Here is a 25,697-nt window from a genome sequence, read left to right as displayed (position 1 = left end):
GATGGGTCTTCGGTGCTCACGGCAGCGGGCTGGTGACCACGGCCGGGGTGCGGCGCGTCACCGGTCGGCCGTGTCGACGTCGGCCCAGAGGTTCTCGTACCAGGGGCTGGAGGCCGCTGCCGCGCCCTCGCGCGCGGCGCCGTCGTCGGTGCGCGAGCCGTCCTGGACGATATAACCCGTCTCGCCGGGCCGGACGAAGTGCAGATGCAGCCGGGCCTGCTGCTCGACGTAGGCGGGGTCGCGCCAGCGGGACTTCTCGTCGCGCAGCCGGTCCAGCGTCCGGGCCGCCTCCTGGGCCTTACGGCGCTGGTCGGCGATGTCGGAGCGCTGCGAGACGTACTGCCGTATCGGGTAGGCCAGGGCCACGACGAGGGAGCACATGACGAGGGCCAGCAGGGCGGCCCGGCCGGTGAGACGGTTACGGCGGGGGCGCCGGACACGCTGGACGCGGGCCGCCGCCTGCTCGCCGAGCGCCTTGAGCCGGGTCGCGGTCGAGAACCGGTCCGCGGACACGTCGCCTCCCCTGTTGGCCGACTGTCATGGAGTTCGTACGCTCCCGCCGGGCGGGGCCGTTCGGAAGCGCAGCCGTCCCCGGCAACGGTACGGGACCGTCGCCGGGGACGAACGCAGGCCGTGACGGCGGGTGGCCCGCCCACGGTCGGGTCGGGCGGGGCGCACCCGCGCCGGGAGGTCAGCCCTTGAAACGGGGGAACGCGGAGCGGCCGGCGTAGACCGCCGCGTCGTCCAGGATCTCCTCGATGCGCAGCAGCTGGTTGTACTTGGCGACGCGCTCGGAGCGGGCCGGGGCGCCGGTCTTGATCTGGCCGCAGTTGGTGGCGACGGCGAGGTCGGCGATGGTGACGTCCTCGGTCTCGCCGGAGCGGTGCGACATCATGCACTTGAAGCCGTTGCGCTGGGCCAGCTCGACGGCGTCCAGGGTCTCGGTGAGCGAACCGATCTGGTTGACCTTCACCAGGAGCGCGTTGGCCGAGCCCTCCTCGATGCCGCGGGCCAGGCGCTCGGGGTTGGTGACGAAGAGGTCGTCGCCGACGAGCTGGACCTTGGCGCCGAGCTTGTCGGTGATGACCTTCCAGCCGGCCCAGTCGTCCTCGAACAGCGGGTCCTCGATGGAGACCAGCGGGTAGGCCGCGACCAGCTCCTCGTAGTACTCCGTCATCTCGGCGGCGGAGCGCTCCTTGCCCTCGAACTGGTACTTGCCTTCCGTGTAGAACTCGGAGGCGGCGACGTCCAGGGCGAGCGCGATGTCCTGGCCGGGGGCGTAACCGGCCTCGCGGATGGCCTCCAGGATGAGGTCGAGGGCCTCACGGTTGGAGCCGAGGTTGGGGGCGAAGCCGCCCTCGTCGCCCAGGCCGGTGGCCAGGCCCTTGTTCTTCAGGACCTTCTTGAGGGTGTGGTAGACCTCGGCGCCCCAGCGCAGCGCCTCGGAGAAGGACTCCGCACCGATCGGGGCGATCATGAACTCCTGGATGTCGACGTTGGAGTCGGCGTGCGACCCACCGTTCAGGATGTTCATCATCGGGACGGGCAGGACGTGCGCGTTCGGGCCGCCGAGGTAGCGGAAGAGCGGCAGGTCGCTGGCCTCGGAGGCGGCGTGCGCGACGGCGAGGGAGACGCCGAGGATGGCGTTGGCGCCCAGCGAGCCCTTGTTGTCGGTGGCGTCCAGGTCGAACATGGCCTGGTCGATGAGGCGCTGCTCGGTGGCGTCGTAGCCGACCAGCTCCGGGCCGATCTGCTCGATGACGGCGAGAACGGCCTTCTCGACGCCCTTGCCCTGGTAGCGGTTGGGGTCCCCGTCGCGCAGCTCGACGGCCTCGAAGGCTCCGGTGGAGGCACCGGACGGGACGGCGGCCCGACCGGTGGAGCCGTCGTCGAGGCCGACCTCGACCTCGACCGTGGGATTACCTCGCGAGTCGAGAATTTCGCGGGCTACGACGACGTCGATGGACGGCACGTTGTCTCCTTCATGGGTGTCTGGAGTTCTGCGGCACGAGCCTAACGGCCCCCGGGCCTTCCGCTACCTCGCGGCCCGCAGGACGGGACGAAAGGTGCCTCGGACGCCGGGTTCCTGATATTCGACAACGAAGGCCGCGGAACGGAAAAGCAGCTGATAAGGGGCGGGCACGACGCTGTGTCCGGGACCAGGGTACGGAACGGCGAAACCCCGCCTCGGCGCGCGGAGGGCGGCGACGGCGGGGAGCCGGTGCCGCCCCGGGGACGTGCGCGCCGGGCGGGGTATCCCGTGGGGGGAGGTCCGCGGGTGAGCGGGGGCTCCCGGGCGGTGCCGGGGGCCGTGGCCCGCGGGGTCCGGGCGGCAGGCCGCCTCCCGGTCCGGTGTGCCGCGCGTACCGCCGTACGCACGGGATCGGAGGCCGGGAGGGGGCAGAGGCCCGGGGGTGCGGGATCAGACGTGGAGCTTCTGGCCCGGGAAGATGAGGTTCGGGTTGGAGCCGATGACGGACTTGTTGTCCGCGTAGACCGACTTCCAGTTCTTGCCGTGCGCCTTGGCGATCTTGGCCAGGGTGTCGCCGGACTTCACGGTGTAGTTGCCGTGGCCCATGACGTGGTGCTGCGGCGTCGCGGGACGGGACTGCTGCTGCGGGGCCTGCTGCTTCGGCGCCTGCTGCCGCGGGGCGGCCTTGGGCTGCGGGGCCTGCTGCTTGGGGGCGGCCTTGGTGGCGGAGGTGTTCAGGTCGGGGGACGGGCCACCGGCGGTGAGGTTGCCCGCACCGGCGCAGGACCAGGCGCCCGGGCCCTGGATGGCGAGGAGCTTCTCGGCGGCCTGGATCTGCTGGGCCTTGGTGGCCAGGTCGGCGCGGGGCGCGAACTGCGTGCCGCCGGCCGCCGCCCAGCTGGAGGCGGAGAACTGCAGGCCGCCGTAGTAGCCGTTGCCGGTGTTGATCGACCAGTTGCCGCCGGACTCGCACTGGGCGACGGCGTCCCAGGTGGAGACGGAGGCGGCGGAGGCGTTGGTGGCGCCCATCAGCGGGACGGCCACGGCGGCGCCGGCGACACCGGCGAGGGTGGCGACGCGGACGGCCTTGGAGGGGCGACGGTGCTTGGCCTTGTTGATCAGCATGCTTCGTTTTCCTCACCGACGCCTGCGAGGTGAGCTGTCGGGTTCGGGCGGTGTGGATTGCCCGGCCGTGTGACGCGCACACGGCTTCACCCCAAGCCGGTTGACCCGCTTTCACGGGCGGGGCCGGCGCTTACCTTGGGTCCCCCGCTCCTGCCTTCGGCGCTTGCGCGTCGACCACCTTCGCCCACCGGCAGGATTCGGCGTGTGAACGAAGGGCCCGCTTTGGCGAGCGGTCCTGACCGTAAACAGAACCCCCCGTGTCGTTCAAACCCCGCTTTCTGCACCCAGTTGACCGCCAACGGCCGCAGAAGGCACATATTTCCGCAGGTAGGACACGGTGCGGAATCGAAGGGCAGGTCGGGACACCCCGGACGGCGACGAGACCCATGTCTCACTTTCGCCAAAACGGGCAAAAGCCGCCTATCGGCTCGATCAGTGGCCCAGGTCGAGGAGTTGACCTGGGTGGATGAGGTCCGGGTCGGCGCCGATGACGTCCTCGTTGCGCTCGTACAGCGCGGGCCAGCCGCCGGGCAGGTCGCGCGCCTCGACGATGGCTGACAGGTTGTCACCGGAGCGCACGGTGTACGCGCCCTCGTCCGGGTCCGTCCGCTCACCGCCGCGCGAGGCGTGCCGCCCCGGGGCGCGGTCGCCGTCCGCGTCGGCGTCGCTGCCGCCGCGATGGCGCCCGGAGCCGTCGCCGTCACGGGAGCCGCCGGTGTCCGCCGGAGGCGTCGCACGGGACGGGTGCGAGGGCTCGGAGGGGTGCGAGGCGTGGTCGGACGGGTCGGTGGACGGCTCGCCGGACGGGCCGGGCGTACCGGGCCGCTGCGAGCCTTCGGGTGCCTCGGGGGAGCCGGTGGCGTCGGGCGAGGTGGACGGGTCCGGGGAGTCGGACGGGTCCGGGGTGCCCTTCGGGGTGGCCGGGTCGGTGGTGTCCGGCGCCGAGGGCGTCTCCTGGTCGGAGTCGGTGCCGGTACCGGTGTGGGCGTCGTCCGCACCGGCGGGCGGGGTGGTGACGGAGCCACCGGGGTCGACGTCGGGCGCCGCGCCGTCCTCGGTGAGTCCGGCCTCGGACGCGCAGCGCGGCCAGGCCTCGGGGCCGCGGTCGGCGAGGATCGCCTGGGCCACGGCTATCTGCTGGGCGCGGCTGGCCAGGTCGGGGCGGGCCGCGTACTCCAGGCCGCCGTAATCGCGCCACATGTCGAGGGTGAGCTGGAGTCCGCCGTAGAAACCGTTGCCACCGGCGCTGGACCAGATGCCGCCGGACTCGCACTGGGCGACCCGGTCCCAGGTGGAGGTGTCGGCGGCGTGGGCGGCGCCCGCGCCGAGAAGGGGCAGGGCGAGGCCCGCGCCGGTCACACCCGCCGTGACAAAGAGGGCCGGTGCCTGGCGGGGGCGACGGTGTCTGCCGTTGCCGGTGCGCATGCGATTGCCTTTCGAGCGGCGGTTGAGTTGTCCGTCCCGCCGCCCCGGTCCGGCCGCCCGGGATCCGGTACGGCGTCCACCGGGGCGATGGAGCGCTTGTTCGGTGGCAAGGTAACCGGGCTCACGGGGCGTCACAAGCCGGTGTAGCGGAGATCACGTGTAGGTCACGTGGCTGATGGAGCGTCAACTTCCGGGCTGCGGACGGCCGTCCGCGCAGGTGGACGGCGTGTCGTCAGGGGGCCGGGGTGAACTCCACGGGGAGGGCGCGCAGACCGCGCATGATGAGCCCGCCACGCCACCGCAATTCCTCCGGATCCGCCGCGAGCCGGATGTCCGGCAGGCGGGTCAGGAGGGTGGCGAGCGCGGTCCGCCCTTCGAGGCGGGCGAGCGGCGCGCCGAGGCAGTAGTGGATGCCGTGGCCGTAACCGAGGTGCGGGTTGTCGGTGCGGCGCAGGTCGAGGGTGTCCGGGGCGTCGAAGCGCGCGGGGTCGCGGTCGGCGGCGGCGAGCACCACCAGCACCGGATCGCCGACGGCTATCCGCTCCCCGCCGAGCGTCAGCTCCTCGGTCGCGAACCGCCAGGTGGCCAGCTCGACCGGGCCGTCGTAGCGCAGCAGCTCCTCGATACCGGTGGTCAGCACCTCGCGGTCGCCGGCGGCCAGCGACTTCTGGAGGAGTTCACGCTGGTCGGGGGTGCGCAGCAGGGCGTAGGTGCCGTTGCCGATGAGGTTGACGGTGGTCTCGAAACCGGCGAAGAGCAGGATGAACGCCATCGCGGCGACCTCGTTCTCGGTGAGGTGCTCGCCGTGGTCGGAGGCGCGGATCAGGCCGGAGATCAGGTCCTCGTCGGGCGCGGGCTCGGGCGGCAGGACGGCGCGCTTGCGGTGGATCAGCTCGGCGAGGTAGCCGCGGATCTTCTTGACCGCCTTGGCGACGCCGCCGCGCGGCCCGCCGCCGGTGCCGCCCGGCTTGGTGTGGCGGAGCATCATCCCGGCCCAGTCCCGGAAGTCGTCCTGGTCCTCACGCGGGACGCCGAGCAGGTCGCAGATGGCGTAGATGGGCAGCGGGAAGGCGAACTCGTGGATGAGGTCGGCCTCGCCGCGGGCGGCGAAGCCGTCGATGAGCGCGTCGGTCAGCTCCTGGACGCGCGGCGCGAAGGCGGCGACGCGGCGCGGGGTGAACGCCTTGGAGACCAGACGGCGCAGCCGGGTGTGGTCGGGCGGGTCGATGTTGAGCAGATGCGTCATGAGGTTGGCGCTGCGCTCGCCGGGGATGCCGACCTTGCCCTTGCCGTGGGCGCCCTCGCTGTGGTGCACCGGGTTCTTCGACAGCCGGGCGTCGGCGAGCGCCTGCCGCGCGTCGGCGTACCGCGTCACCAGCCATGCCTCGACGCCGCTGGGCAGCTCCGTGCGGTGCACCGGCGCGTGCTCCCGCAGCCAGGCGTAGGCCGGGTACGGGTCGGCGCCGAACTCCCAGGTGAAGAGGGCGGGGGCGGGCGGGGCGGCGGCCGCGGGGTGCGCGGGGCATCCGGGGGCGGTGTCGGGCGTGTGGTGCACCTTTCGACGGTAACCGCTGCTCGGGGCGGTACGGGCAGCGCGGGTGCGGGGCACGGCAGCGGGCCCGCGCCCCGGGAGCGGGCCCGCCGGGGCGGCGGGGCGGCGGGGCGGCACCCCGGCGGTGCCCGCGCCCGGGGCGGCGGACCGCCCCGCCGCCCCGGGCAACCCTCTTATCCGGGTATCTCGGGCATCTCTGGCATCTCGGGTGTCTCAGGTGTCCCGGGCGTCTCCTCCGCCGCCGGCAGCCCCTCCGCCGCGCGGATCGCGTCGCGGTAGGTGCGGGCGGCGGCGCGGAGGGCGGTTTCGGGGTCGGTGCCCTCGGCCTCGGCACGGGCGGCCAGGGCCAGGAGTTCGTAGCCGATGCCAGGGCCCGACGGGCGGACGTCGAGTCCGGCGGTGCGGGCGCGGGAGGCGAGCTTGGCGGCGAGGGCCAGGGCGGGCTGGGTGAGCGGGACGCCGTCGGTGACCGAGGCGCGCCGCTTCTCGGTGGCCTTGGTGCGCAGCCAGTGCGCCCGGACCTCCTCGGGCGTCTCGGCGGGCTCGTCCCCGAAGACATGCGGATGGCGGTGGATCAGCTTCTCCACGATCGACCCGGCGACGTCGTCGACCGAGAACGGCGCCTCGGGGTCGTCCTGGGCGATCCGGGCGTGGAAGACGACCTGGAGCAGGACATCGCCCAGCTCCTCGCGGAGCGCCTCACGGTCGCCGGTCTCGATGGCCTCGACCAGCTCGTACGTTTCCTCCAGGGCGTACTTGGCGAGGTCCTCGTGGGTACGGATGCCCGTCCAGGGGCAGCTGGCGCGGATGCGGTCCATGACCTGGACGAGATCGAGCAGGCGGGCGCCGGGCAGGTCGTAGGCGCCGGGCAGCAGCTCCAGATCGGGCATGGTCTCGCGGCCGGAGCCGGCGAGGCGGGCCAGCCCGTCGGTGAGGGTGCTCTCACCGACGGCGGAGGTGAGGACGACGACCGTGCGGTCCCCGGCGACGCAGTCGTCGACCAGCTCACGGGCGGTGGGGACGGCGGACTCCACCGTGACACCGGCCTCGCGCAGATACGGCAGCTGCGGATGGGCGGCGTCGGCGCAGAGCACGCGGTCGGCGGCGCGCAGCGTCCGCCAGGCGTTCCAGGACAGCAGGCCGGGGGCGACGCGGTGGCTGGTGGTGAGCAGGACCAGGCGTCCGGTGCCGCCCTCGGGGCGGGCAGCGGCGTCGGCGGAGGGCACGTCAGCGTTCACCCCTCGAACGTAACGCACCCCACCGACAGCGCCCCGCGCCGCGAACCGGCGGCGGCCCCGGCGCCCGGTGGCCGCACGGGCCGGCCGGGCGCCGGGGCCGCTCCCCGGGAGATACCGGCTACGCCTGCTCGCGGGCGCCGGAGGCCGGGGAGATCCACGGGTCCTTCGTCGCACCCAGGATCACCCGGCGGTCGTTCCAGGAGCCGAAGCGCGGGTTGACGTCGACGCCCATGGCGCGGGAGGTGCGGGCGAGGTTGTCGACGAGGCGGCGCTGGCCCGCGGCGTCGGCGCGGTCGGCGCCGATCTTCTTGGCGAGGCCGTCCAGCAGGAGTTGGTTGCGGACGGTCGCATCGACCTCGTCCGGGGCGACGGACTGCTGTTGCAGCCAGACGGCCTTCAGCCGCTCGGGGCCGCCCAGTTCCTTCTCCGCGGTGGTCCGCCACTTCTGCACATCGGCGCGGCTGACGGTGACCCCGGCGCGGTCGGCGCTGCGCTCCAGAACCCGCTGGAAGATCATGCCGTTGAGGGTGACCAGGCTCAACTGGCCGGTGTTGGAGATGAGTTGGCCGCCCTGCGGGGACTTGCTCTGGGCCCGCCGTACGTCCTTGACCTTCGCCTGGAGCTGCGCGACGGTGATCCGCTCGCCGCCGACGATCGCGGCGGCACCGGGGTGCGCGTCGCTGCCGCAGGCGGTGAGCAGCGGGGTCGCGGCCAGCAGGGCGGCGGAGACGGATACGGAGAGCACTGTCCTACGGCGGAGCACGGGGCCTCCCGGCAGAGATCGTGAACGAGACGGCGCGGCGCGAACGCCGTGCGGCGGCGGTGGGCGGGGCGCTCCCGGCGGGTGCCGGGAGCGGTCATCTCATCGATCTGGCGTTGATCGATAGTAGGGAGTCCGGGTGCCCCGGGCCACCGGTTGGCCAACGATTCCCCAGGTTTTTGGGTACGCGGGGCGGGGCGCCACGGCCTCGCCGCACACCGGGCGCCCCGGTGGCCGCGCGCCGGGCGCCCCGGTGGCCGCGCGCCGGGCGCCCCGGTGGCCGCGCGCCCGGCCGTGCACCGGACGCGCGCCGCCCCGCCCCGGGGGCGCTACTTCGCCGTGAACCGCTCCGGCGCCTCCGTCGGGTTGCCGCCGGTCGGCAGCTTCTCGTTCGGGCAGCCGTCCAGGACCTTCGACATCGCCGTCTTCTCGTCGCGGGTGACCCACAGGCCGTACTTCTTCTTCACCGCCACCTGCCGTGCGACGTAGGTGCAGCGGTACCCCTGGTTCTCCGGCAGCCAGGATGCCGCGTCGCCGTCGCTCTTGCTGCGGTTGGCGGACGCCTCCACGGCGATGAGGTTCAGCGGGTCGTTGGCGAGCGCGATCCGCTTGCGCGGTGCCCAGCGGGCGGCACCCTTCTGCCAGGCGTCGGAGAGCGCGACGACATGGTCGATGTCGACCTTGCTGCTGCCGCGCTTGTAGCGGATGGTGCCGCCGGTGTACGGGTCGTGGGTGAGCGTCCCGGAGGTGACGGCGCAGGTCTTGCCGCGGTGCGTGGTGTTCTCCAGGTCGCGCTGGAGGATGTCGTCGCGGGTGCCGCAGCCGTTGCTGTCGGTGTCGGCCCAGGCGCTGCCGAAGCGGTCGCGGGCGTAACCGTCCTGCGAGCCGCGCTTCTTGACGGGCAGTTCCGCCAGTGTCGCCAGGGCGCCCCCGGGCGCGCCGGACGCCGTCGTCCCTCCCCCGGCGCCCTTGGCGTCCTTGCCGCCCGCCCCGTCGGCGGGTGTGCAGCCGGTCAGGGTGAGCAGTGCGGCGACGGCGGCGATCGGCAGCGCGGTCCGTATCCGGTTCACGTCGGGAGTCCCCTCAGGTAGCTGGGCCGCCGGAGCACCGGTGGCCGGTCCGGCGAAGGAGCGTACGCGCCACGGGGCGGGTACGTCGTAACCGCCCGGTTCGACGGCTTCGAGTATCTTTTCGGAAGCCGAGACGGAGGACGCGCATGGACACGGCCGCAGCGACGGCGGGTGCCGGTCCCGCGGTGCCCGGCACGGCGACCGGGGCACCGCCCGGTCAGCGGACCGCCCCGCCCGACATCCCCCGCGCGGCGCAACCCGCCGCGCGCGGCGGCCGCTTCGCCGCATGGCGGGCGCCGCGCCTCGACCCGTGGTGGCTGGCGGCGCTGCTCTTCGCCGCGTACGCCACGCTGTCGCTGCTGCGCCATCTCACGATGAGCACCGCCTCCTGGGACCTCGGCATCTTCGAGCAGGCGGTGCGCGGTTACGCGCATCTCGGGGCGCCGATCGTCGACCTCAAGGGGCCGGGCACCAACATCCTGGGCGACCATTTCAGCCCGGTGCTGATCCTGCTCGCCCCCCTCTACCGGCTGCTGCCGTCCCCCCTGACGCTGCTGGCGGCGCAGGCGGCGCTGTTCGCGCTGTCGTCGGTGCCGGTCACCCGCGCCGCCGCCCGGTACCTGGGACGGGCCCGGGGGCTGGCGGTCGGCGGCGCGTACGGGTTGTCGTGGGGCCTCCAGAAGGCCGTCGACTTCGACTTCCACGAGATCGCGTTCGCGCTGCCGCTGCTGGCGTTCGCGCTGGAGGCGGTGGTGCGCGGCCGGTGGACGGCTGCGGTGTGCTGGGCCGCGCCGCTGGTGCTGGTCAAGGAGGATCTGGGCGTCACCGCCGCCGCGATCGGCGTGGTGGTGCTGGTCCGTGCGCGGCAGGCGCTGCCGCTCGCCGTCGCGCTGGTCGGCTTCGGTCTCGCCGCCACCGCCGTCACCCTCGGTGTGATCATCCCCGGGTTCAACGGCACCGGCTCGTACGACTACTGGTCCAAGCTCGGCGGGGACGGCGCGGCGGGTCCGGGGATCGGGGCGGGCGAGGCGCTGCACACCCTGTTGTGGGTGCTGCTGCCCACCACCGGTCTGCTGGCGCTGCGTTCGCCGCTGCTGCTGGCGGCGGTGCCGACGCTCGGCTGGCGGTTCGTCTCCCACGAGCCGCACTACTGGGGCATCGACTGGCACTACAACGCGGTGCTGATGCCGGTGGTCTTCCTCGCGCTCGTCGACGCGCTGGAGCGGGCGGGGCGTTCGCCGCGGCCCTGGCTGCGCTCGCTGGCCGGCCAGCTCCCGGCCGCGACGCTCGCCGCGGCGCTGGCGCTGACCACCACACTGCCGCTGGCCCGCCTCACCGAGCCGGCGACGTACCGCGTCCCGCCAGAGGTCGCCGCCGCCGAGCGGCTGCTGGCGACCGTCCCGGACGGCGCGAGCGTCGAGGCGGACATCCGGCCGCTGTCCCGGCTCGTCTCCCGCACCCGGGTGTTCTGGATCGGCGACACCCGCGGTATCGCCCCCGACTACATCGCGGTGCAGCTGTCCGACGGCCGCACCCCGGAGCAGGTCCGCACCGAGGCCGAGCAGCGGCATCCGCACACCCGGTACGCGGTGTCCGGTACGGCGGCGGAACTCCTGGTGCTGCGGCGGACGTCCGGGCCCTGACCCGGGCGGAAAACCGGGGGCGGCGGCGGGCCGCGGTCGTTACGGTGGCGCGATGGCCATCCAGGTGATCGTTCTCAACGGCGGTTCCAGCTCCGGCACGTCGTCGCTGGCCCGCGCCCTCCAGGACGTCCTGCCACGCCCGTGGCTGACGTTCGGCGTCGACAGTCTGATCGAGGCACTGCCGCCGGGGCTGATGGACGACCCCGACGGGCTCGTCCTCGGCGCGGACGGCTCGGTCACGCCCGGCGCCGCGTTCCAGGCGCTCCAGGAGAGCTGGCGGCACGGCGTCGCCGCGGTCGCCCGCGCCGGGGCGCCGGTCATCCTCGACGAGGTGTTCCTCGGCGGCGTCGAGGGGCGCCGCGCCTGGGAGCGCGCGCTGGGCGAGCTGTCCGTCCTGTGGGTCGGCGTCCGCTGCGACGCGGCCGTCGCCACCGCCCGCGAAAGCACCCGCCCCGACCGCGTCCCCGGCATGGCCGCCGCCCAGGCGTCCCTGGTGCACCGCGGGATGACGTACGACATCGAGGTCGACACCGGCCGCCGCACGGCGCGGGAGTGCGCACGGGAGGTGGCGGCGCGGGTGGGGTGAGGATCTACTGCCAGTGCGGCCGGCCGCTCTGCATCGCGCAGTGCAGGGTGGCGCCGTGGGCGTCCCGCGTGGTGAGCCCCAGATGGATGTTCTTGCAGAACTGGCCGCGCCGGTAGTGGTTTCCGGACGGCGCGAGGATCACGTCGCCGGAGGCGCCCTGGGCGGGGGCGGGGTCCGGGGCCGTCGTCCGGCGGACCGGCGCCGGGGGCTGCGGCGGCGCGGCGGGCCGGTCCGGCGCGTCCGCGTGGGCGGGTTCCTGTGCCGGGGCTGCGGGCGCCGCAGGCGACGGGGAGACGGTCGCGGTCCGTGCGGGCGAGGCCGAGGGGGAGGGCGAGGCGGTCGCCGGGGCGGAGGCCGACGGCGAGGCCGACGCCGCGGAGGCCGTCGCCGCGGGGGTCGCGGGCCGCTCGCCCGCGCCGGCGTCCTCCGGTGTGCAGCCGACGACGGAGACCAGCGTGGCCGTCACGAAAGCGGCGGCGGACAGAGCGGCACGGCGGGCACGTATCACTACAGGTATCCAGTCCCGGGAGAAGGCGTCGGAGGCGCGGGGGATGCACGCCCGGGGAGAGCATATGCCGACAACTCCCACCAGGGACTGGCCAATACCCTGAAACGGGCAGCGCCGCGGCGGGTGGCGGCCCGGCCCGCGCCCCGGCCGGAGACCGGGTACGGCCGCGGGTACGGCCGGAGACCGCGACGGGCCGGAGGCGGTGATCCGCCTCCGGCCCGTCCGTGTGCGTGCGTCCCTCACGCCCCCAGGATCGTCGTCAGGAACTCCCCCACCCAGGACAGCAGTTCCCGGCCGACCAGCGGCTTGCCGCCGATCTTGCCGGTGGTGGGGCGGGGCACCAGCACCTGATGGGTGGCCGGCTTGAGGACGGAGCGCGGGTGGAGGCGCTTGAGGCGCAGTTCCTGGGACTCGCGCAGCTCCACCGGGCCGAAGCGGACGTTGGACCCCTGGAGGGTGATGTCGCTGACGCCGCAGGCCCGGGCCAGCATCCGCAGGCCCGCGACCAGCAGCAGGTTCTCCACCGGCTCGGGCAGCTTGCCGTAGCGGTCGGTCAGCTCCTCGCGGACGGCCTTGATGTCCTCCTCGCTCGACGCCGACGCGATGGCGCGGTACGCCTGCAGACGCAGCTGCTCGCCGGGGGCGTAGTCGTGCGGGACGTGCGCGTCGACCGGCAGCTCGATCTTGACCTCCAGCGGCGGCTCCTCCTCCACCCCGCCCTCCAGCGACGCGCGGTAGTCGGCGACCGCCTCGCCGACCATCCGGACGTACAGGTCGAAGCCGACGCCCGCGATGTGGCCGGACTGCTCGCCGCCGAGGAGGTTGCCCGCGCCGCGGATCTCCAGGTCCTTCATGGCGACGTACATACCGGCGCCCATCTCGGTGTGCTGGGCGATCGTCGCCAGCCGCTCGTGGGCGGTCTCGGTCAGCGGCTTCTCCGGCGGGTAGAGGAAGTAGGCGTAGCCGCGGTCGCGGCCGCGGCCCACCCGGCCGCGGAGCTGGTGCAGCTGGGAGAGGCCGAAGTTGTCGCCGCGCTCGACGATGAGGGTGTTGGCGTTGGAGATGTCGATGCCGGACTCGACGATCGTGGTCGAGACGAGGACGTCGAACTTCTTCTCCCAGAAGTCCACGACGACCTGCTCCAGGGCCTGTTCGGACATCTGGCCGTGGGCCGTGGCGATCCGCGCCTCCGGCACGATCTCGCGCAGCCGCGCCGCCGCCCGGTCGATGGACTCGACGCGGTTGTGGATGTAGAAGACCTGGCCCTCGCGGAGCAGTTCACGGCGGATGGCCGCGCCGATCTGCTTCTGCTCGTACGGCCCGACGAAGGTGAGCACCGGGTGGCGCTCCTCGGGCGGGGTGGTGATCGTCGACATCTCGCGGATGCCGGTGACGGCCATCTCCAGCGTCCGCGGGATGGGCGTCGCGGACATCGTCAGGACGTCGACGTTGGCGCGGAGCTTCTTCAGCTGCTCCTTGTGCTCGACGCCGAACCGCTGCTCCTCGTCGACGATGACCAGGCCGAGGTCCTTGAACTTCGTCTCGGAGGAGAAGAGGCGGTGGGTGCCGATGACGATGTCGACGGAGCCGTCCCGGAGCCCTTCGAGGGTCGCCTTGGACTCGGTGTCGGTCTGGAAGCGGGACAGCGCGCGGACATTGACCGGGAACTGTCCGTACCGCTCGGTGAAGGTGCCGTAGTGCTGCTGGACGAGGAGGGTCGTCGGGACGAGGACGGCGACCTGCTTGCCGTCCTGCACGGCCTTGAAGGCGGCGCGGACGGCGATCTCGGTCTTGCCGTAACCGACATCGCCGCAGATCAGCCTGTCCATCGGGACGGACTTCTCCATGTCCTCCTTGACCTCGGCGATGGTGGTGAGCTGGTCCGGCGTCTCCGCGTACGGGAAGGCGTCCTCCAGCTCGCGCTGCCAGGGGGTGTCCGGGCCGAAGGTGTGGCCGGGCGCCGCCATCCGCGCGGAGTACAGCTTGATGAGGTCGGCGGCGATCTCCTTGACCGCCTTCTTCGCCCGCGCCTTGGTCTTCGTCCAGTCGGCGCCGCCGAGGCGGTGCAGCGTCGGGGCCTCGCCGCCGACGTACTTGGTGACCTGCTCCAGCTGATCGGTGGGGATGTAGAGCCGGTCGCCGGGCTGGCCGCGCTTGGCGGGCGCGTACTCGACGAGGAGGTACTCGCGGGTGGCGCCCTGGACGGTGCGCTGCACCATCTCGATGTACCGGCCCACGCCGTGCTGTTCGTGGACGATGAAGTCGCCGGCCTTGAGGGTCAGCGGGTCGATCGTCTTGCGGCGGCGGGCCGGCATCCGGCCCAGCTCCTTGGACGCGGCCTTCTGCCCGGACAGATCGGTCTCGGTGAGGACGGCGAGCCGCAGCGCCGCATCGATGAAGCCGTTGTCCAGGGAGCCGCAGGCGACGTGGACGACGGACGGCGCGAGCGCGGTCAGCTCGGCGTCGAGGCGGGCGGCGATGCCCTCCCCGCCGAGCACCTCGACGGTGCGGGAGGCGGGGCCGTGGCCCTCGGTGACGTAGACGGTCCGCCAGCCGTCGGCGAGCCAGCCCTTGGTGTCGGCGAGGGCGCGGGCGGTGTCGCCGCGGTAGGTGTCGGGGGCGTGCATCCCGAGGGTGAGGGTGTCGCCCGCGTCGGCGGCGGTGTCCTCGTCGGCGGCGAACTGGCTGACCGACCACCACATCATGCCCAGCTCACGGGCGTGCGCGCGGACGTCGGCGATGCCCCACAGGGACGCCGCGCCGACATCGATGGGCGCCTGGCCCCCGCCCGCGCTGGCCGCCCAGGACGCCTGGAGGAATTCCTGGCTGGTGGCGACGAGGTCGGCGGCGCGGGTACGGACCCGCTCCGGGTCGCAGACCACGGCCATGCTCCCGGCGGGCAGCACGTCCAGCAGCAGCTCCATGTCGTCGACGAGGACCGGCGCGAGGGACTCCATGCCCTCGACGGCGATGCCCTCGGCGATCTTGCCGAGGAGTTCGCCCAGCTCCGGGTGGTCCTCGGCGAGGGCGGCGGCCCGCTCCCGCACCTCGTCGGTGAGGAGCAGTTCCCGGCACGGCGGCGCCCACAGGCCGTGCTCGGCGACCTCCAGGGACCGCTGGTCGGCCACCTTGAAGTAGCGGATCTCCTCGACGTCGTCGCCCCAGAACTCGATACGGAGCGGGTGCTCCTCGGTGGGCGGGAAGACGTCCAGGATGCCGCCGCGGACGGCGAACTCGCCGCGCTTCTCGACCAGTTCGACCCGGGCGTACGCGGCGGCCGCGAGCCCGTCGACGACCTCGCCGAGATCGGCGCTCTGCCCCGTGCGCAGGCTGACGGGCACGAGATCGCCGAGCCCCTTGACCTGCGGCTGGAGCACGGAGCGGATGGGTGCGACGACGACGGAGACCGGGCCGGTGGCCGGGTCGTCGGGGCTGGGGTGGGCGAGGCGGCGGAGCACCGCGAGGCGGCGGCCGACGGTGTCCGAGCGGGGCGAGAGCCGCTCGTGCGGCAGCGTCTCCCAGGAGGGGAACTCCACGATGGTGTTCTCCTGGCCGGCCGGGACGAGGGTGCGCAGCGCGGCGGCGAGATCCTCGGCCTCCCGGCCGGTGGCGGTCACCGCGAGCACCGGGCGCCCCGCGTCCCGGGCGAGCGCCGCCACCGCGAAGGGACGGGCCGCGGGCGGGCCGACGAGGTCCACATGCGGGCGGTGGCCGTCGGTCGCGGCCTGCACCGCTTCGGCGAGCGCCGGATCCTTGACGACGGCGTCGAGCAGACCAGCAAGGCTCATGAGAGGTTCCGTCCCAGCGAGGCGAACAACGCGAACAGCCCGACGCGACGATCTGGGCCGGAGCGGTCCCCATGTCGAACGGGCCGGGGTTGCCCACCTTACGCCCGCCCACCGACAGCCCGCCGCGCGAGCGACGGCGCCCAGGTCACCGGGTGGACGGGGCGCGGGACCGGCGGCCGGGCACCGCCGGAGCCGGGCGGCCCGCTCTACGGCAGGCGCCGTCCCGCGCACGGGCCGGAGCGGCGCCCGGCGCCCGGCGCCCGGCCCGCCTCAGGTCGTGCGCGGCAGCTCCGTCTCGATGGTGTCCTCGTCGTCCGGGTTGACGGGGGTACGCAGCTCACCGGCGGCCGGGCCGGTCGTGGGCCCCGCAGGGGCGGCCGGGGCGGCGTCCGGCGCACCGGCGGCCCCCGGGGCGGCCGGGCCGTCACCGGGCCCCGCGTCGCCGGAGGCCGCGACGGACGCCCCCGCCAGATCGCCCGGGTCCTTGCCGGTCAGGGCGGCCAGGCTGTTGCGGACGTGGGTCATGTGGGAGCGGAGTTCGTCGCGCTCCTCCTGGTGCTCGCGCAGGATCCGGGCGGTGGCCCGCTCGATGCGCTCGACCTCGACGCCGGCCTGGGCCAGCAGCTCCGCGGCGCGGGCCTCGGCGTCCTCCTGACGGTGGCGCGCGGCCTCCTCCGTCTCCGCGCGGTGCCGCTCCGCCTGCGCCACGATCTCCCGGCCGCGCTCCTCCAGCTCCACGATCAGGCGGGCCGTCTCCGCCTCCCGCGCGGCGATCTCCCGGCCGCACTCCTCCCACGCGTCGGCCTGCTGCTGTTCGGCGCCGGCGAGCAGCTCGGCGGTGCGGCGCCGCATCTCCTGGAGCGCCTCGGCGGCCTCCTCGCGCCACTGCGCGGCGTCCTTCTGCGCCGCCTTCACCCGCGCCGCGGCATCCGCCCGCGCCGCGTCGACCGTCCGCTGCCCGCGCTCCTCGGCGTCCTTGCGGCGGGCGTGCGCGACCTCGTCGGCCGCCTCGCCGGTGTCGCAGGCGTACGCCACCGTCGCGTCCCGCAGCTCCTCGGCCGCCCGCTCCGCGTCGGCGCGCAGCCGGGCCGCCTCGGACTCGGCGGTGGTGAGGATGAGCCGGGCCTGCTCGCCCAGGGACTCGTACGTCTGCGGCGGCATCGTGGCGACGTACGCGCGCAGCTCCGCCAGCTCCGCCGCCAGCTCCTCGGCGGTCTCGGTGAGCTGGGCGACCCGCTCCCAGCACGAGTCGCGGTCCACGGTGAGGCCCGCGACGCGGCGGTCCACGTCGTCCGGGCGGTAGCCGCGTCCGCGTACGGTCACGAAACCGTGCGGCGAAACCGACGCACTCATCCTCATGCCCCTCTCCGGCGCGCGCACGTCACGCCCTCCGCGACGATGCGCCGCCCGGACCGCTCTGTCCGGCCGACGCGCCGCCCCGCACTCGACTTCCGGAGCGGCCCGCACCGCCCACACGGCGGCAGGAGGGCCGTTCCCACCCACCAGGATGCGTCAATTGATGACAGAAGTCGGAATTGGATCATCTTTTCGGAGCGCGTCGAACAACTGCCGGGCCTTCGGCGTGTCCCACAGCAGTACGTCCCCCGCGCCGCTGACGGTCACCCCGGGCTGCGCCACCGGCACCGTCACCGCCCGGTCCGCGCCGCCGGTGATCTTCCGCATCGACCGGCCCAGCTCCGCCAACTGCCGGATCCCGGCGCCCTCGTCCACCCGGATCGCGGCGAGCGTGGTGCGCACCACCGGCGCCGGACGGGACGGGTGGACCAGCATCCCGGTGCTCAGCATCCGGTCCGCCACCGCCCCCATCAGCTGCCGCTGCCGCTTCACCCGCCCCAGGTCGCCCTGCGGATCGCTGTAGCGGGCCCGCGCGTACGCCAGCCCCTGCCGCCCGTCGACGTGCTGGCACCCGGCCCGGAAGTCCGCACCGGACTTCGCGTCCTTCAGCGGCTTCGCCGGGCAGATCCGTACGCCGCCGAGCGCGTCGACGACCTGCACCAGGCCGAGGAAGTTCACCTCGGCGTACCGCTCGATACGCAGCCCCGTCGCCTGCTCCACGGTGCGGGTCAGCAGCTGCGGCCCGCCGTCCGCGTACGCCTCGTTGATCTTGCGGCGGCCGTGGCCCGGCACCGGAACGTAGCTGTCCCGCGGCAGGCTCACCAGGGACGGGCCGTGGGCGCCGGTGTGCAGCACCATCACCGTGTCGGTGTTCCGCCCGCCGCTGTTGCCGACGTGCAGCTCCTTACGCTGCTGCGGGGTGAGCCCGGCGCGGCTGTCCGAGCCGACCAGCAGCCAGTTCGTGCCCACACCCGCCGCCGGGCGGCCCACGTACGTACCGATCGCCGCGACGTGCCGCACCTGCCCGCCCGCCCAGCGGTACGCCGCCACACCCCCGGCGACCAGCAGCACCACCACGACCAGCAGCGCCAGCAGGGTCCGGCGCAGCCACCGGTGGCGCCGCCGACCGGTCCCGGCGGCGCCGCGCCTGCCGCGCCGCCCGGCACGGTCGGTCGTCACGGACGGCGGTGGCGGCTCCTGCCCGAGCTGCTCCATACCGGTATGGTCCGCGCGCCGCGCCGCTCCCGCAGCCCGAGCGGACCGCCGACGGACCGCCGACCCCGAAAACCGCAGGTCAGCGGCGTCTCAACGGCGCAACTTGCGGACGCGCCCTACAGCAGCCCGTCCCACATCTGCTCCAGCAGCACCGACCACCACGTCTCCGGCGAACCGAGCGCCGCCGGGTCGAGCGCCACCAGCTGCGCCTGGAAATCGACCGTCCAGCGACCCGCCTGCTCCGGGGTCAGCCCGTACCGCAGCCGCCACATCCGGCCCAGCATCGCCAGACAGCGCGTGAACTCCGGCAGTCCGCTGTTGACGAACTGCGCCGGGGCGGGCTGCCCGCCGGGCGCCCCCTCCAGCGGCACCGCCACGATGTGCGCCGTGCCGTACTGCACACACAGCTGCCGCCCGTAGTCGTTGCCCATCACCAGGTACGAGCCCGCGTCGGCCGACGGCTGCACCCCGCGCTCCGCCGCCAGCTCCGCCAGCGTCGGCACCGGGCGGCCCGGCTGCGCCTGCGCCCAGAAGAACGGCCCGAAGTCGGCCGGCAGCCCCGCCCAGACCAGCATCTGCGCGACGACCTCCGGCACGCCCTGCCGGGAGACCGCCCGCTGGTCGAAGCGGAACAGCGCCTGCGGGCCGAACGCCTGCTCCAGCTCCTGCCCGACGACCTGCGGCGGCGCCGGGGGCACCGGCTGCACCTGCGAGGGGTGCGGCAGCGGCGCCCGCACCGGCGCGGGCCGCGCCGGACCGTCCGCCACCTGGTGCAACTCACCCTGGTGCTCGACGAGATGACGGACGCCCTGCTGCCGCGAGGCGTGGTCGCGGCCGTACGCGGCGGTGTGGCTGATCCGCACCTGCGGCCAGGTGTCCCGGACCAGCCGGGCACAGTAACCGCCCGGCACCTCACAGCACTCCAGCTCGGTGTGGAGCTCCAGCACCTGCTGCGGCGGGATGTTCATCCCCCGCAGCTCGTGCAGGAGCTGCCACTCCGGGTGCGGCGTACCCGGCGCCGACCGGCGGACGATCTTCTGCTCGGAACCGTCCGGCGCGCGGTAGCTGAGCACCGCCATGTAGCCGGGCCCGACCGTCGGCACACCGCCCGGCGCCGGCGGATAGCCGTAGCCACCGGGAGCACCCTGCGGGGGTGCGGCCTGCGGCGGCGCGGCGGGACCGGGGCCCTGCGGCGGGGCGGGCGGCGGCACCGCCGGGCCCTGCGGCGCACCGGGGCCACCGGCCGCACCGGAGCCCACCGGGCCGGGCGCCACCGGGCCGGGCACCGCCGCGCCGGAGGCCAGCATCGTCGCCGCCGCGTGCACCCCGCCCCCGGCGCCACCGACCGCGGGCACCGGCGGAGGGGGCGGCGGCGGACCGTCCGGACCCGAACTCCCGCCCGCCCCACCGGACTTGGCGGCACCCGCACCCTTCGGTGCACCGGGCGGACCGGGCGGCGGCGGTACGCCGGGGCCGCCCGCACCGGGACCCCCGGATGCCGCTTCGGGCAGCGCGGCACCGGACGCCAGCATCGTCGCCGCGGCATGCACCCCACCGCCGGACGCACCGGAACCGGCGCCACCGGACGCCCCGTCGGCACCGTCCACCGCGCTCAGGTCGACCCCGTCACCGGCCACCTGCGAGACCATCTGCGTCGGCACGTAACCACCGGCGGGCGCACCCGCACCACCGGACGCCGCCTTCTCCCCACCGGGCACCCCCGGGGGCGGCGGCGGAACCGCCGCGTCGGCGGGCACCGCGGCACCGGCGGCCAGCACCGTCGCCGCGGCGTGCACCCCGCCGGCGGCGGGCGGCGCGGGCGGGCCGGACGCGGCGGGCGTGGCACCCTGCGGCGGCGGCACATCGGCGACCGGCGGACCGGACGGCGGCGGCAGATCCGCCAGCCCCGGACCCGCGGGCGGCGCCGACGGCATCGGCGGCACCGGCGCCGCACCACCGGGCGCACCGGAGCCACCGGAGCCACCGGCCACACCCGACGCGCCGTCGGCCGACGCCACACCGGACACCCCGCCGGACGCCTCCCGCTCGATCGCCGGGGCCTCCTGCGTCGGCGGCAACTGACTGCCGCCCTGCAACAACTGGGTCTTCGCCTCGGGACTGCTCCGCTGCGCGGCGGTGTCCGCCCCGTCCTCCTCACCGACCTCGTCGAGACCGGCCAGCGGCGGCGCGAACACCGTCCGCGGCGGCGCCACCGACCGGTCGTCGTCCGCCGCCCCCGGCCCACCACCGGACCCCGGCGTCACGTTCACCCCGGCCCAGGCATCGGCCGCACCGTCCCCGCCGACCGGACCGACGGCCGCGGGCGCCGGAGCAGCCGGAGCCGGCGCGGCAGCCGCCCCGGCGCGCGCATCCGCCGCCTCCTGCAACCACTCCGGCGGCGTCAGCAGGAACGACGTCGCCTCCAGATCGATCCGCGGCGCCGCCGACACCGCCGCCGGACGCGCCGCCGCCGCGCCGTACTCCTCCTCGTACCGCCGGATCACCTCACCCACCGGCAACCCCGGCCACAGCGTCGTCTCCCCGCTGTCTCGCGCGATCACCAACCGGCTCCGGCCCCCGTCGGACCGCGGGCCGTCCTCCCGGTCCTCCGCCCACGCGACGAACCCGAGGTCGAACTCCCGCACCCGCACCTCACGCTGGAGCTGCGCCGGCACCTCGCCGTTGACCCACAGCTCCGCACGCTCCTGCGCCTGCGCGAACGTCACCACCGCGCTCACCCCTCCACCGGGACGACCTGCGCGAAGCCACCGTCCACCATCAGATTCGCCACCGTCTCCAGCTCCGGCGGATTCCCCGCGAGCCGCTCCAGGAACGCATCGAAATCCGCCCCGCACGGCAACAGCAGCCGCTCCACCCGCTCCTGCACCGTCCACCCGTCACGGTCCCGCGCATCGTCGTACGGGCAGAACCACACCGAGCCGAGGCCGTCACCCCGCACCTTCACCGCCAGCAACCCGCCCTGCGCGAACGCGACCCCCAGGTAATCCTTCGTCAGGTGATCCCGCAGACACTTGTTGACATAGACCAGATCGTTCACCGCCGCGTCATCACGCACCGTGAAGAACGGCTGGTCCACCAACAGACCCAACTCCGCGTCCAGCCCCACCCCCACCGGCGCACAGCCCCCCGCCGCCTTCAGGAACGACCGGTACGCACCCGGCAGCCGGTACCCCAGCGCCTCCTCCGCCTGCGCCACCTGCTCCTCGCCCACCGAGATCCCCCGGTGCGCCAGCCCGAAATGCACCGGACGCGTCTCCTGCAACGGCCGCGTACCACGCTTGTCGTGTGCCACCGCCGCCGTCGCGAGCCCGCCGTGGTGCCGCAGCAACGCCTTCACCTCGACCGGAACCAGCTCCAACCGCCGCGTCCCCGCGACGTGATGCCACGTCCAGCCGTGCGGCGTCGCCACCGCCGGGCCGTCCGCCCACAGCTCGTGCCGCCGCGCATGCATCGCCGCGTTCGCCGACACGTAGTCCGTCAACCGCAGCTCGTCGACGCCGAACCCCTCCGGCGGCTCGGCGATCTCCACGGCCGCCCGCGCATACGGCGTGAACGACGGGAAACCCTGCCCGTCCACCCGCACCCCCGCCGGGTGCCGGGCGGCACGGACCGGATCCGGGAAATGCACGACCTGCCCGGCATAAGCGGTGTTCGGTGGCGCGGCATGCTGCCCGAGCCGACCTGTCGTCATCGCGGTGCCCCCTGGCTGAATCTGGCTACTGCGCACAGCCTATGCCGTACCGCAAGAGGCACCGCAGGTACCGGACGCCCTCCACACCCCCTCGCGGAACCCCTACAAACACCACCGCCCACGCCACCACACCCCACCCGTCACACCCGCCCCTGCCAGCCCACTTACCCCACCCGCAACACACTGTCACCCGGCCGTGACGCCCTCCACGGCATGCCCGACTACCGGAACACCCGGGACATTTGGCAGGCTGACCCCCGCAACCGGGGGGTTTGCAGGGAGGGAAGCACCGCATGAGCACCACGACACACCACACCACCGCCACCGGCGACCCCCGCATCGGCTGGAGCGGAACCGCCGACGACGGGCACACCCCCACGCTCCGCCACCGCCGCGACGGCATCCTCCCCACCGTCGGCGCCGCCCTCTCCGTCCGCGGCGCCACCCTCACCTGCACCGCGAGCAAGGCCGAACATCCCCCCGCCCTGCACCCGCTCGTCCAGGACTTCCTCGACACCCTCTCCACCGCCCAGCGCGAACGATTTACCGGCCGCTGCCCCGAAGCCGTCCTGCTCTCCCGCCACCTCACCGCCGTCGAGGGCAACCGCGGCAAACGTGCCTCCCGCAAACCCCTCACCAACGGCGAAGCCCGCCGCTCCCTGAAACACTCCAAGATCACCGCCCGTCACATCCGCGAGGACGGCGACCCCCTGCACGGCAGCTACGCACCCCCCTGCCGCTCCTGCGACGCGCTCCTCGCCCACTTCGGCGTCATGCCCATCGGCCACACGCCCGCAGAAAGCTGACCACCGTGCCCACCACCGAAACCCACGACCCCCGCGACCACGCCGGCTCCACCCGCTTCCCCCCGGCCGTCGACGTCGCCCTCCAGCAAGCCGGCTGGACCCCCGGCCGCTGGGACATCAAACACGCCGAACACTGGGCCGACACCCTCCGCGACCACACCTCCCCCGCCGGCCACCGCCACACCGTCTTCCCCGCCGCCGTCGAGGCATGGGCCGAATTCGGCGGCCTCCACATCACCGGCCCCGGCCCCGGCCGCCACATCGCCCCCACCCCCTTCACCATCGACCCCCTCCACGGCCTCCACCTCGCCCGCACCCTCGGCGACCTCGGCCGCGCCCTCGCCACCGACGTCTCCCCCCTCGGCCGCGAAGAACTCAGCGGCACCCACACCGCCGGCCACCCCCAGGCCCTCCTCGCCATCGACACCGAAGGCCGCGTCTACAGCCTCGACCACACCGGCGACTGGTACCTCGGCCCCACCATCGACCACGCCCTCAACACCCTGATCCTGGGCACCCGACCGAGCCGACTCGTACGACCGGAAAACACCTGAGACCGGAAAACGGCGCTACGGCCGCGTGAACGACCGCGCATGACGGAGGTGCGGCCACAGGGAAGGTGCTGCGGCGTCCGGACCCGCGGGCACCACGCCCGCGACGACCGGCGACCGGCGACCGGCAACCCTCAGCAGGCAACACCCCGGCGCCCCCCGACCGCCTCACCCCCCGGCAGCCACCCCACCACCGGAAACCGGCCCCGAAGCCGTCGCCGCACCACCCACCGGCACCACCGCCGACACCCGGAAACCCCCCGCATCCGTCGGACCCGACACGAACACACCCCCCAGCGCCGTCACCCGCTCCCGCATCCCGACCAGCCCGTTCCCCCCACTCGGCAACCCCGCCGGCGCCGCCGCACCATCCGACGGACCGTTCTCCACCTGCACCGCGACCTCCGCCGCCCGATGCGCCAACCGCACCCGCGCCCGCGCCCCCGGCGCATGCTTGTGCACATTGGTCAGCGCCTCCTGCACCACCCGGTACACCGTCTGCTCCACCCCCGCCGCATACCGCCCCGGCACACCGGCACCCTCCACACCGTCCACCGACAGCACCACCGCCATCCCCGCCGCACGCGACTGACCCACCAACTCCGCCAGCTCCGCCAACGTCGGACCCTCGGCCTCGACACCCCCGGCCTCCCCGGCCACCGCCCCCGGCACCGACGCCTTCACCCCCGCCTGCGCCGCCGCCCTGGACGCCACCGCAGCCAACCGCTCCGGCTCATCCGACGCCCCCGACGCCGAACGCCCACCGGACCCGTCCGCCGTCCGCAGCACCCCCAACATCTCCCGCAACTCCGTCAACGCCTGGCGCCCCATATCCCCCACCAGACCCGCGTTCCGCGACGCCTTCTCCGGATCCTTCAACGCCACCGCCTGCAACGCCGCCGCATGCACCACCATCAACGACACCCGGTGCGCCACCACGTCGTGCATCTCCCGCGCGATCCGCGTCCGCTCCTCGTTACGAGCCCACTCCGCCCGCTCCTCGGCACGGTCCGCCAACAGCGACAGCTCCCGCTCCAAACCGTCCGCCCGCTCCCGCAGACTCTCCACCAACCGCCGCCGGGCACCCACATACAGCCCCCACAACACCGGCGGCGCCGTCACCACCAACCCCATCGCCACCGACATCACCGGCACGAACCACAGCGGCGGCTGATAATCCGGATCCGCCGCCACCTCCTGCCGCAGATTCAGGAACGTCGACAGCAGCGTCCCCGCCACCGTCATCCCGGCCAGCAACGCCGTCGTCCGCCGCGGCGTGTCCGACGCCGCCAACGTGTAGAGGCCCACCACCCCCAGCAGCACACCCATGTCCGCAGGCGTCACCGCGATCGACACCAGCACCACGACCACCGGCCACCGCCGACGCACCAGCAACACCGGCCCGGCCACCAGACCCAACGCGACCCCGACCGGCTCCGGCATCCCGACATCACCCGAGAACGCCGCGCCCTCCACGACGCACTCCAGCGTCGACAACAACGCCAGCACCACATCCAGCACGGCACCACGCCGCCGGGCCCACCACCACGGCCCCCGCGCGGGCACGTCACACGCCCGCGCCCCGGCCTCTCCCTCTGCCCCCGTAGCGCTCATGCCGACCAGCGTACGGGCGCCCACCCCGGCCCCCCGAACAGCGCACGTGCACGTTCCCGACCCGTTACGCACCCTTACCGACGGTTATCCCTCGAACTATTGAATCGCCCACATATTCGCCCCACCCGCACACCCGTCTCGCCAGCCTGTTCCCATGACGTCCACCCACGCCCACGAACACCAACCCGACCACGCAGCGTTACGCACCCAAGCCGTCGCCCTCCGCCGCGCGGGCCTCAGCCGACGCCAGATCCGCGACCGGCTCCACATCCACGACAACGACCTCCCACGTCTTCCTCGCCCGACTACGGCTCTCGACGTGGATCCGGCACACCTGGCCTACCAGGTGATGATCCACGCGACGGCAGACATACCGGCCGCCGAGGCGTATGGGGCACAGTTCGTCGGGATCGACACCACCGCACCACAGAAGACGACCATCAAGAAGCACAACCCGAAGACGGTCCGCAAGAACGTCGGGGAGGGCCACCTCGGGCTACCGCGAGCTGCCTCGTGGTTCGGGTACGGCAGAGCGCAGAGCTGTACCGTCGCGTCGAAGGCTGGTGGTACGGCATAGTGTTGGGTACCGAATGACCGGCCTGACGGAATGTCCGGTTTGATGTCATAAACACTCCCCTGTGGTGTAATTGGCAACACGGGTCACTTTGGATGATTTGTTCCAGGTTCGAGCCCTGGCAGGGGAGCAAAGCAAAGTTCGGGTCCCGGCCGACAGGTCGGGACCCGCATGCGTTTCTCCAGGAATACGCCCCGGTATC

20 protein-coding genes, 1 tRNA gene and 1 riboswitch are annotated in these 25,697 nt (G+C 74.0%); of the genes, 6 read left to right on the top strand and 15 right to left on the bottom strand.

Annotation, left to right across the window (positions count from 1 at the left end; genetic code table 11):
* Positions 1-57: 57 nt before the first annotated feature.
* From ACF1BH_RS21085 to ACF1BH_RS21050, 8 genes are all read right to left on the bottom strand, one after another.
* The gene (locus ACF1BH_RS21085; protein WP_391644273.1) at positions 58-513 is read right to left on the bottom strand and encodes a septum formation initiator family protein; all 456 of its coding nucleotides are present in this window, start codon (positions 511-513) and stop codon (positions 58-60) included.
* Positions 514-691: 178 nt separating this feature from the next.
* Positions 692-1,972, bottom strand: coding sequence for a phosphopyruvate hydratase (gene eno, locus ACF1BH_RS21080; RefSeq protein ID WP_391644271.1), 1,281 nt, complete (start codon positions 1,970-1,972; stop codon positions 692-694).
* 450 nt (positions 1,973-2,422) lie between these two features.
* Complete coding sequence (locus ACF1BH_RS21075) at positions 2,423-3,097, bottom strand: transglycosylase family protein (protein WP_391644269.1); 675 nt, start codon at positions 3,095-3,097, stop codon at positions 2,423-2,425.
* 4 nt (positions 3,098-3,101) lie between these two features.
* Positions 3,102-3,310: riboswitch (cyclic di-AMP (ydaO/yuaA leader) on the bottom strand.
* 219 nt (positions 3,311-3,529) lie between these two features.
* Positions 3,530-4,522, bottom strand: coding sequence for a transglycosylase family protein (locus ACF1BH_RS21070; protein ID WP_391644267.1), 993 nt, complete (start codon positions 4,520-4,522; stop codon positions 3,530-3,532).
* A gap of 232 nt (positions 4,523-4,754) precedes the next feature.
* The gene (locus tag ACF1BH_RS21065) at positions 4,755-6,077 is read right to left on the bottom strand and encodes a cytochrome P450 (RefSeq protein WP_391644265.1); all 1,323 of its coding nucleotides are present in this window, start codon (positions 6,075-6,077) and stop codon (positions 4,755-4,757) included.
* 170 nt (positions 6,078-6,247) lie between these two features.
* Positions 6,248-7,312, bottom strand: coding sequence for a nucleoside triphosphate pyrophosphohydrolase (locus ACF1BH_RS21060; RefSeq protein WP_391644263.1), 1,065 nt, complete (start codon positions 7,310-7,312; stop codon positions 6,248-6,250).
* 118 nt (positions 7,313-7,430) lie between these two features.
* On the bottom strand, positions 7,431-8,075 hold the full coding sequence (locus tag ACF1BH_RS21055) for a SurA N-terminal domain-containing protein (RefSeq protein ID WP_391644261.1): 645 nt from the start codon (positions 8,073-8,075) through the stop codon (positions 7,431-7,433).
* Between the two features lie 326 nt (positions 8,076-8,401).
* Positions 8,402-9,142 (bottom strand): HNH endonuclease family protein, encoded by a 741-nt coding sequence (locus tag ACF1BH_RS21050; RefSeq protein ID WP_391644259.1) that lies wholly within the window; start codon positions 9,140-9,142, stop codon positions 8,402-8,404.
* Between the two features lie 146 nt (positions 9,143-9,288).
* Between ACF1BH_RS21050 and ACF1BH_RS21045 the strand changes: the two genes are divergently transcribed.
* Positions 9,289-10,785 (top strand): DUF2079 domain-containing protein, encoded by a 1,497-nt coding sequence (locus ACF1BH_RS21045; protein WP_391644257.1) that lies wholly within the window; start codon positions 9,289-9,291, stop codon positions 10,783-10,785.
* 52 nt (positions 10,786-10,837) lie between these two features.
* The gene (locus ACF1BH_RS21040; RefSeq protein ID WP_391644255.1) at positions 10,838-11,371 is read left to right on the top strand and encodes a chloramphenicol phosphotransferase; all 534 of its coding nucleotides are present in this window, start codon (positions 10,838-10,840) and stop codon (positions 11,369-11,371) included.
* 4 nt (positions 11,372-11,375) lie between these two features.
* Here the strand turns inward: ACF1BH_RS21040 and ACF1BH_RS21035 are convergent, their stop codons facing one another.
* From ACF1BH_RS21035 to ACF1BH_RS21010, 6 genes are all read right to left on the bottom strand, one after another.
* On the bottom strand, positions 11,376-11,837 hold the full coding sequence (locus tag ACF1BH_RS21035; protein WP_391644253.1) for a hypothetical protein: 462 nt from the start codon (positions 11,835-11,837) through the stop codon (positions 11,376-11,378).
* Between the two features lie 281 nt (positions 11,838-12,118).
* Positions 12,119-15,667, bottom strand: a complete 3,549-nt coding sequence (mfd, locus tag ACF1BH_RS21030) for a transcription-repair coupling factor (RefSeq protein WP_391644251.1) — start codon at positions 15,665-15,667, stop codon at positions 12,119-12,121.
* 270 nt (positions 15,668-15,937) lie between these two features.
* A complete protein-coding gene (locus ACF1BH_RS21025; RefSeq protein WP_391644249.1) occupies positions 15,938-17,020 on the bottom strand; it encodes a cellulose-binding protein in 1,083 nt (360 codons plus the stop codon).
* Positions 17,021-17,179: 159 nt separating this feature from the next.
* Positions 17,180-18,238 (bottom strand): LCP family protein, encoded by a 1,059-nt coding sequence (locus ACF1BH_RS21020; RefSeq protein WP_391644247.1) that lies wholly within the window; start codon positions 18,236-18,238, stop codon positions 17,180-17,182.
* Between the two features lie 116 nt (positions 18,239-18,354).
* On the bottom strand, positions 18,355-20,967 hold the full coding sequence (locus ACF1BH_RS21015) for an SUKH-4 family immunity protein (protein ID WP_391644569.1): 2,613 nt from the start codon (positions 20,965-20,967) through the stop codon (positions 18,355-18,357).
* Between the two features lie 5 nt (positions 20,968-20,972).
* Positions 20,973-21,950: an SMI1/KNR4 family protein gene (locus tag ACF1BH_RS21010; RefSeq protein ID WP_391644245.1), complete on the bottom strand. Its 978-nt coding sequence runs from the start codon at positions 21,948-21,950 to the stop codon at positions 20,973-20,975.
* Between the two features lie 293 nt (positions 21,951-22,243).
* Here ACF1BH_RS21010 and ACF1BH_RS21005 point away from each other — a divergent pair, with 293 nt between their 5' ends.
* A complete protein-coding gene (locus ACF1BH_RS21005; protein ID WP_391644243.1) occupies positions 22,244-22,756 on the top strand; it encodes a YwqJ-related putative deaminase in 513 nt (170 codons plus the stop codon).
* Between the two features lie 5 nt (positions 22,757-22,761).
* Positions 22,762-23,310, top strand: a complete 549-nt coding sequence (locus ACF1BH_RS21000) for an SUKH-3 domain-containing protein (RefSeq protein ID WP_391644241.1) — start codon at positions 22,762-22,764, stop codon at positions 23,308-23,310.
* A 165-nt stretch (positions 23,311-23,475) separates the two neighbouring features.
* Here ACF1BH_RS21000 and ACF1BH_RS20995 read toward each other — a convergent pair whose 3' ends face one another.
* Positions 23,476-24,921 (bottom strand): sensor histidine kinase, encoded by a 1,446-nt coding sequence (locus ACF1BH_RS20995; protein ID WP_391644239.1) that lies wholly within the window; start codon positions 24,919-24,921, stop codon positions 23,476-23,478.
* 319 nt (positions 24,922-25,240) lie between these two features.
* On the opposite strand from ACF1BH_RS20995, the gene ACF1BH_RS20990 reads away from it, so the two are divergent.
* Both ACF1BH_RS20990 and ACF1BH_RS20985 read left to right on the top strand, forming a co-directional pair.
* Positions 25,241-25,498, top strand: coding sequence for a hypothetical protein (locus ACF1BH_RS20990; protein WP_391644237.1), 258 nt, complete (start codon positions 25,241-25,243; stop codon positions 25,496-25,498).
* Positions 25,499-25,553: 55 nt separating this feature from the next.
* Positions 25,554-25,625: transfer RNA gene (locus tag ACF1BH_RS20985), tRNA-Gln, on the top strand.
* Positions 25,626-25,697: the final 72 nt, after the last annotated feature.

This window comes from Streptomyces sp. NPDC014733 (genome assembly GCF_043083385.1).
Classification (GTDB): Bacteria; Actinomycetota; Actinomycetes; order Streptomycetales; family Streptomycetaceae; genus Streptomyces.
Note: the sequence above shows the minus strand (reverse complement) of the source record. Positions and strands in the feature narration are given on the sequence as shown.

Coding starts and splice junctions, on each gene's coding strand:
- ACF1BH_RS21045 (WP_391644257.1), top strand. CDS start 9,289: ATGGACACGGCCGCAGCGACGGCGGGTGCCGGTCCCGCGGTGCCCGGC.
- ACF1BH_RS21070 (WP_391644267.1), bottom strand. CDS start 4,522: ATGCGCACCGGCAACGGCAGACACCGTCGCCCCCGCCAGGCACCGGCC.
- mfd (WP_391644251.1), bottom strand. CDS start 15,667: ATGAGCCTTGCTGGTCTGCTCGACGCCGTCGTCAAGGATCCGGCGCTC.
- ACF1BH_RS21020 (WP_391644247.1), bottom strand. CDS start 18,238: ATGGAGCAGCTCGGGCAGGAGCCGCCACCGCCGTCCGTGACGACCGAC.
- ACF1BH_RS21025 (WP_391644249.1), bottom strand. CDS start 17,020: ATGAGTGCGTCGGTTTCGCCGCACGGTTTCGTGACCGTACGCGGACGC.
- ACF1BH_RS20995 (WP_391644239.1), bottom strand. CDS start 24,921: ATGAGCGCTACGGGGGCAGAGGGAGAGGCCGGGGCGCGGGCGTGTGAC.
- ACF1BH_RS21005 (WP_391644243.1), top strand. CDS start 22,244: ATGAGCACCACGACACACCACACCACCGCCACCGGCGACCCCCGCATC.
- ACF1BH_RS21075 (WP_391644269.1), bottom strand. CDS start 3,097: ATGCTGATCAACAAGGCCAAGCACCGTCGCCCCTCCAAGGCCGTCCGC.
- ACF1BH_RS21010 (WP_391644245.1), bottom strand. CDS start 21,950: ATGACGACAGGTCGGCTCGGGCAGCATGCCGCGCCACCGAACACCGCT.
- ACF1BH_RS21040 (WP_391644255.1), top strand. CDS start 10,838: ATGGCCATCCAGGTGATCGTTCTCAACGGCGGTTCCAGCTCCGGCACG.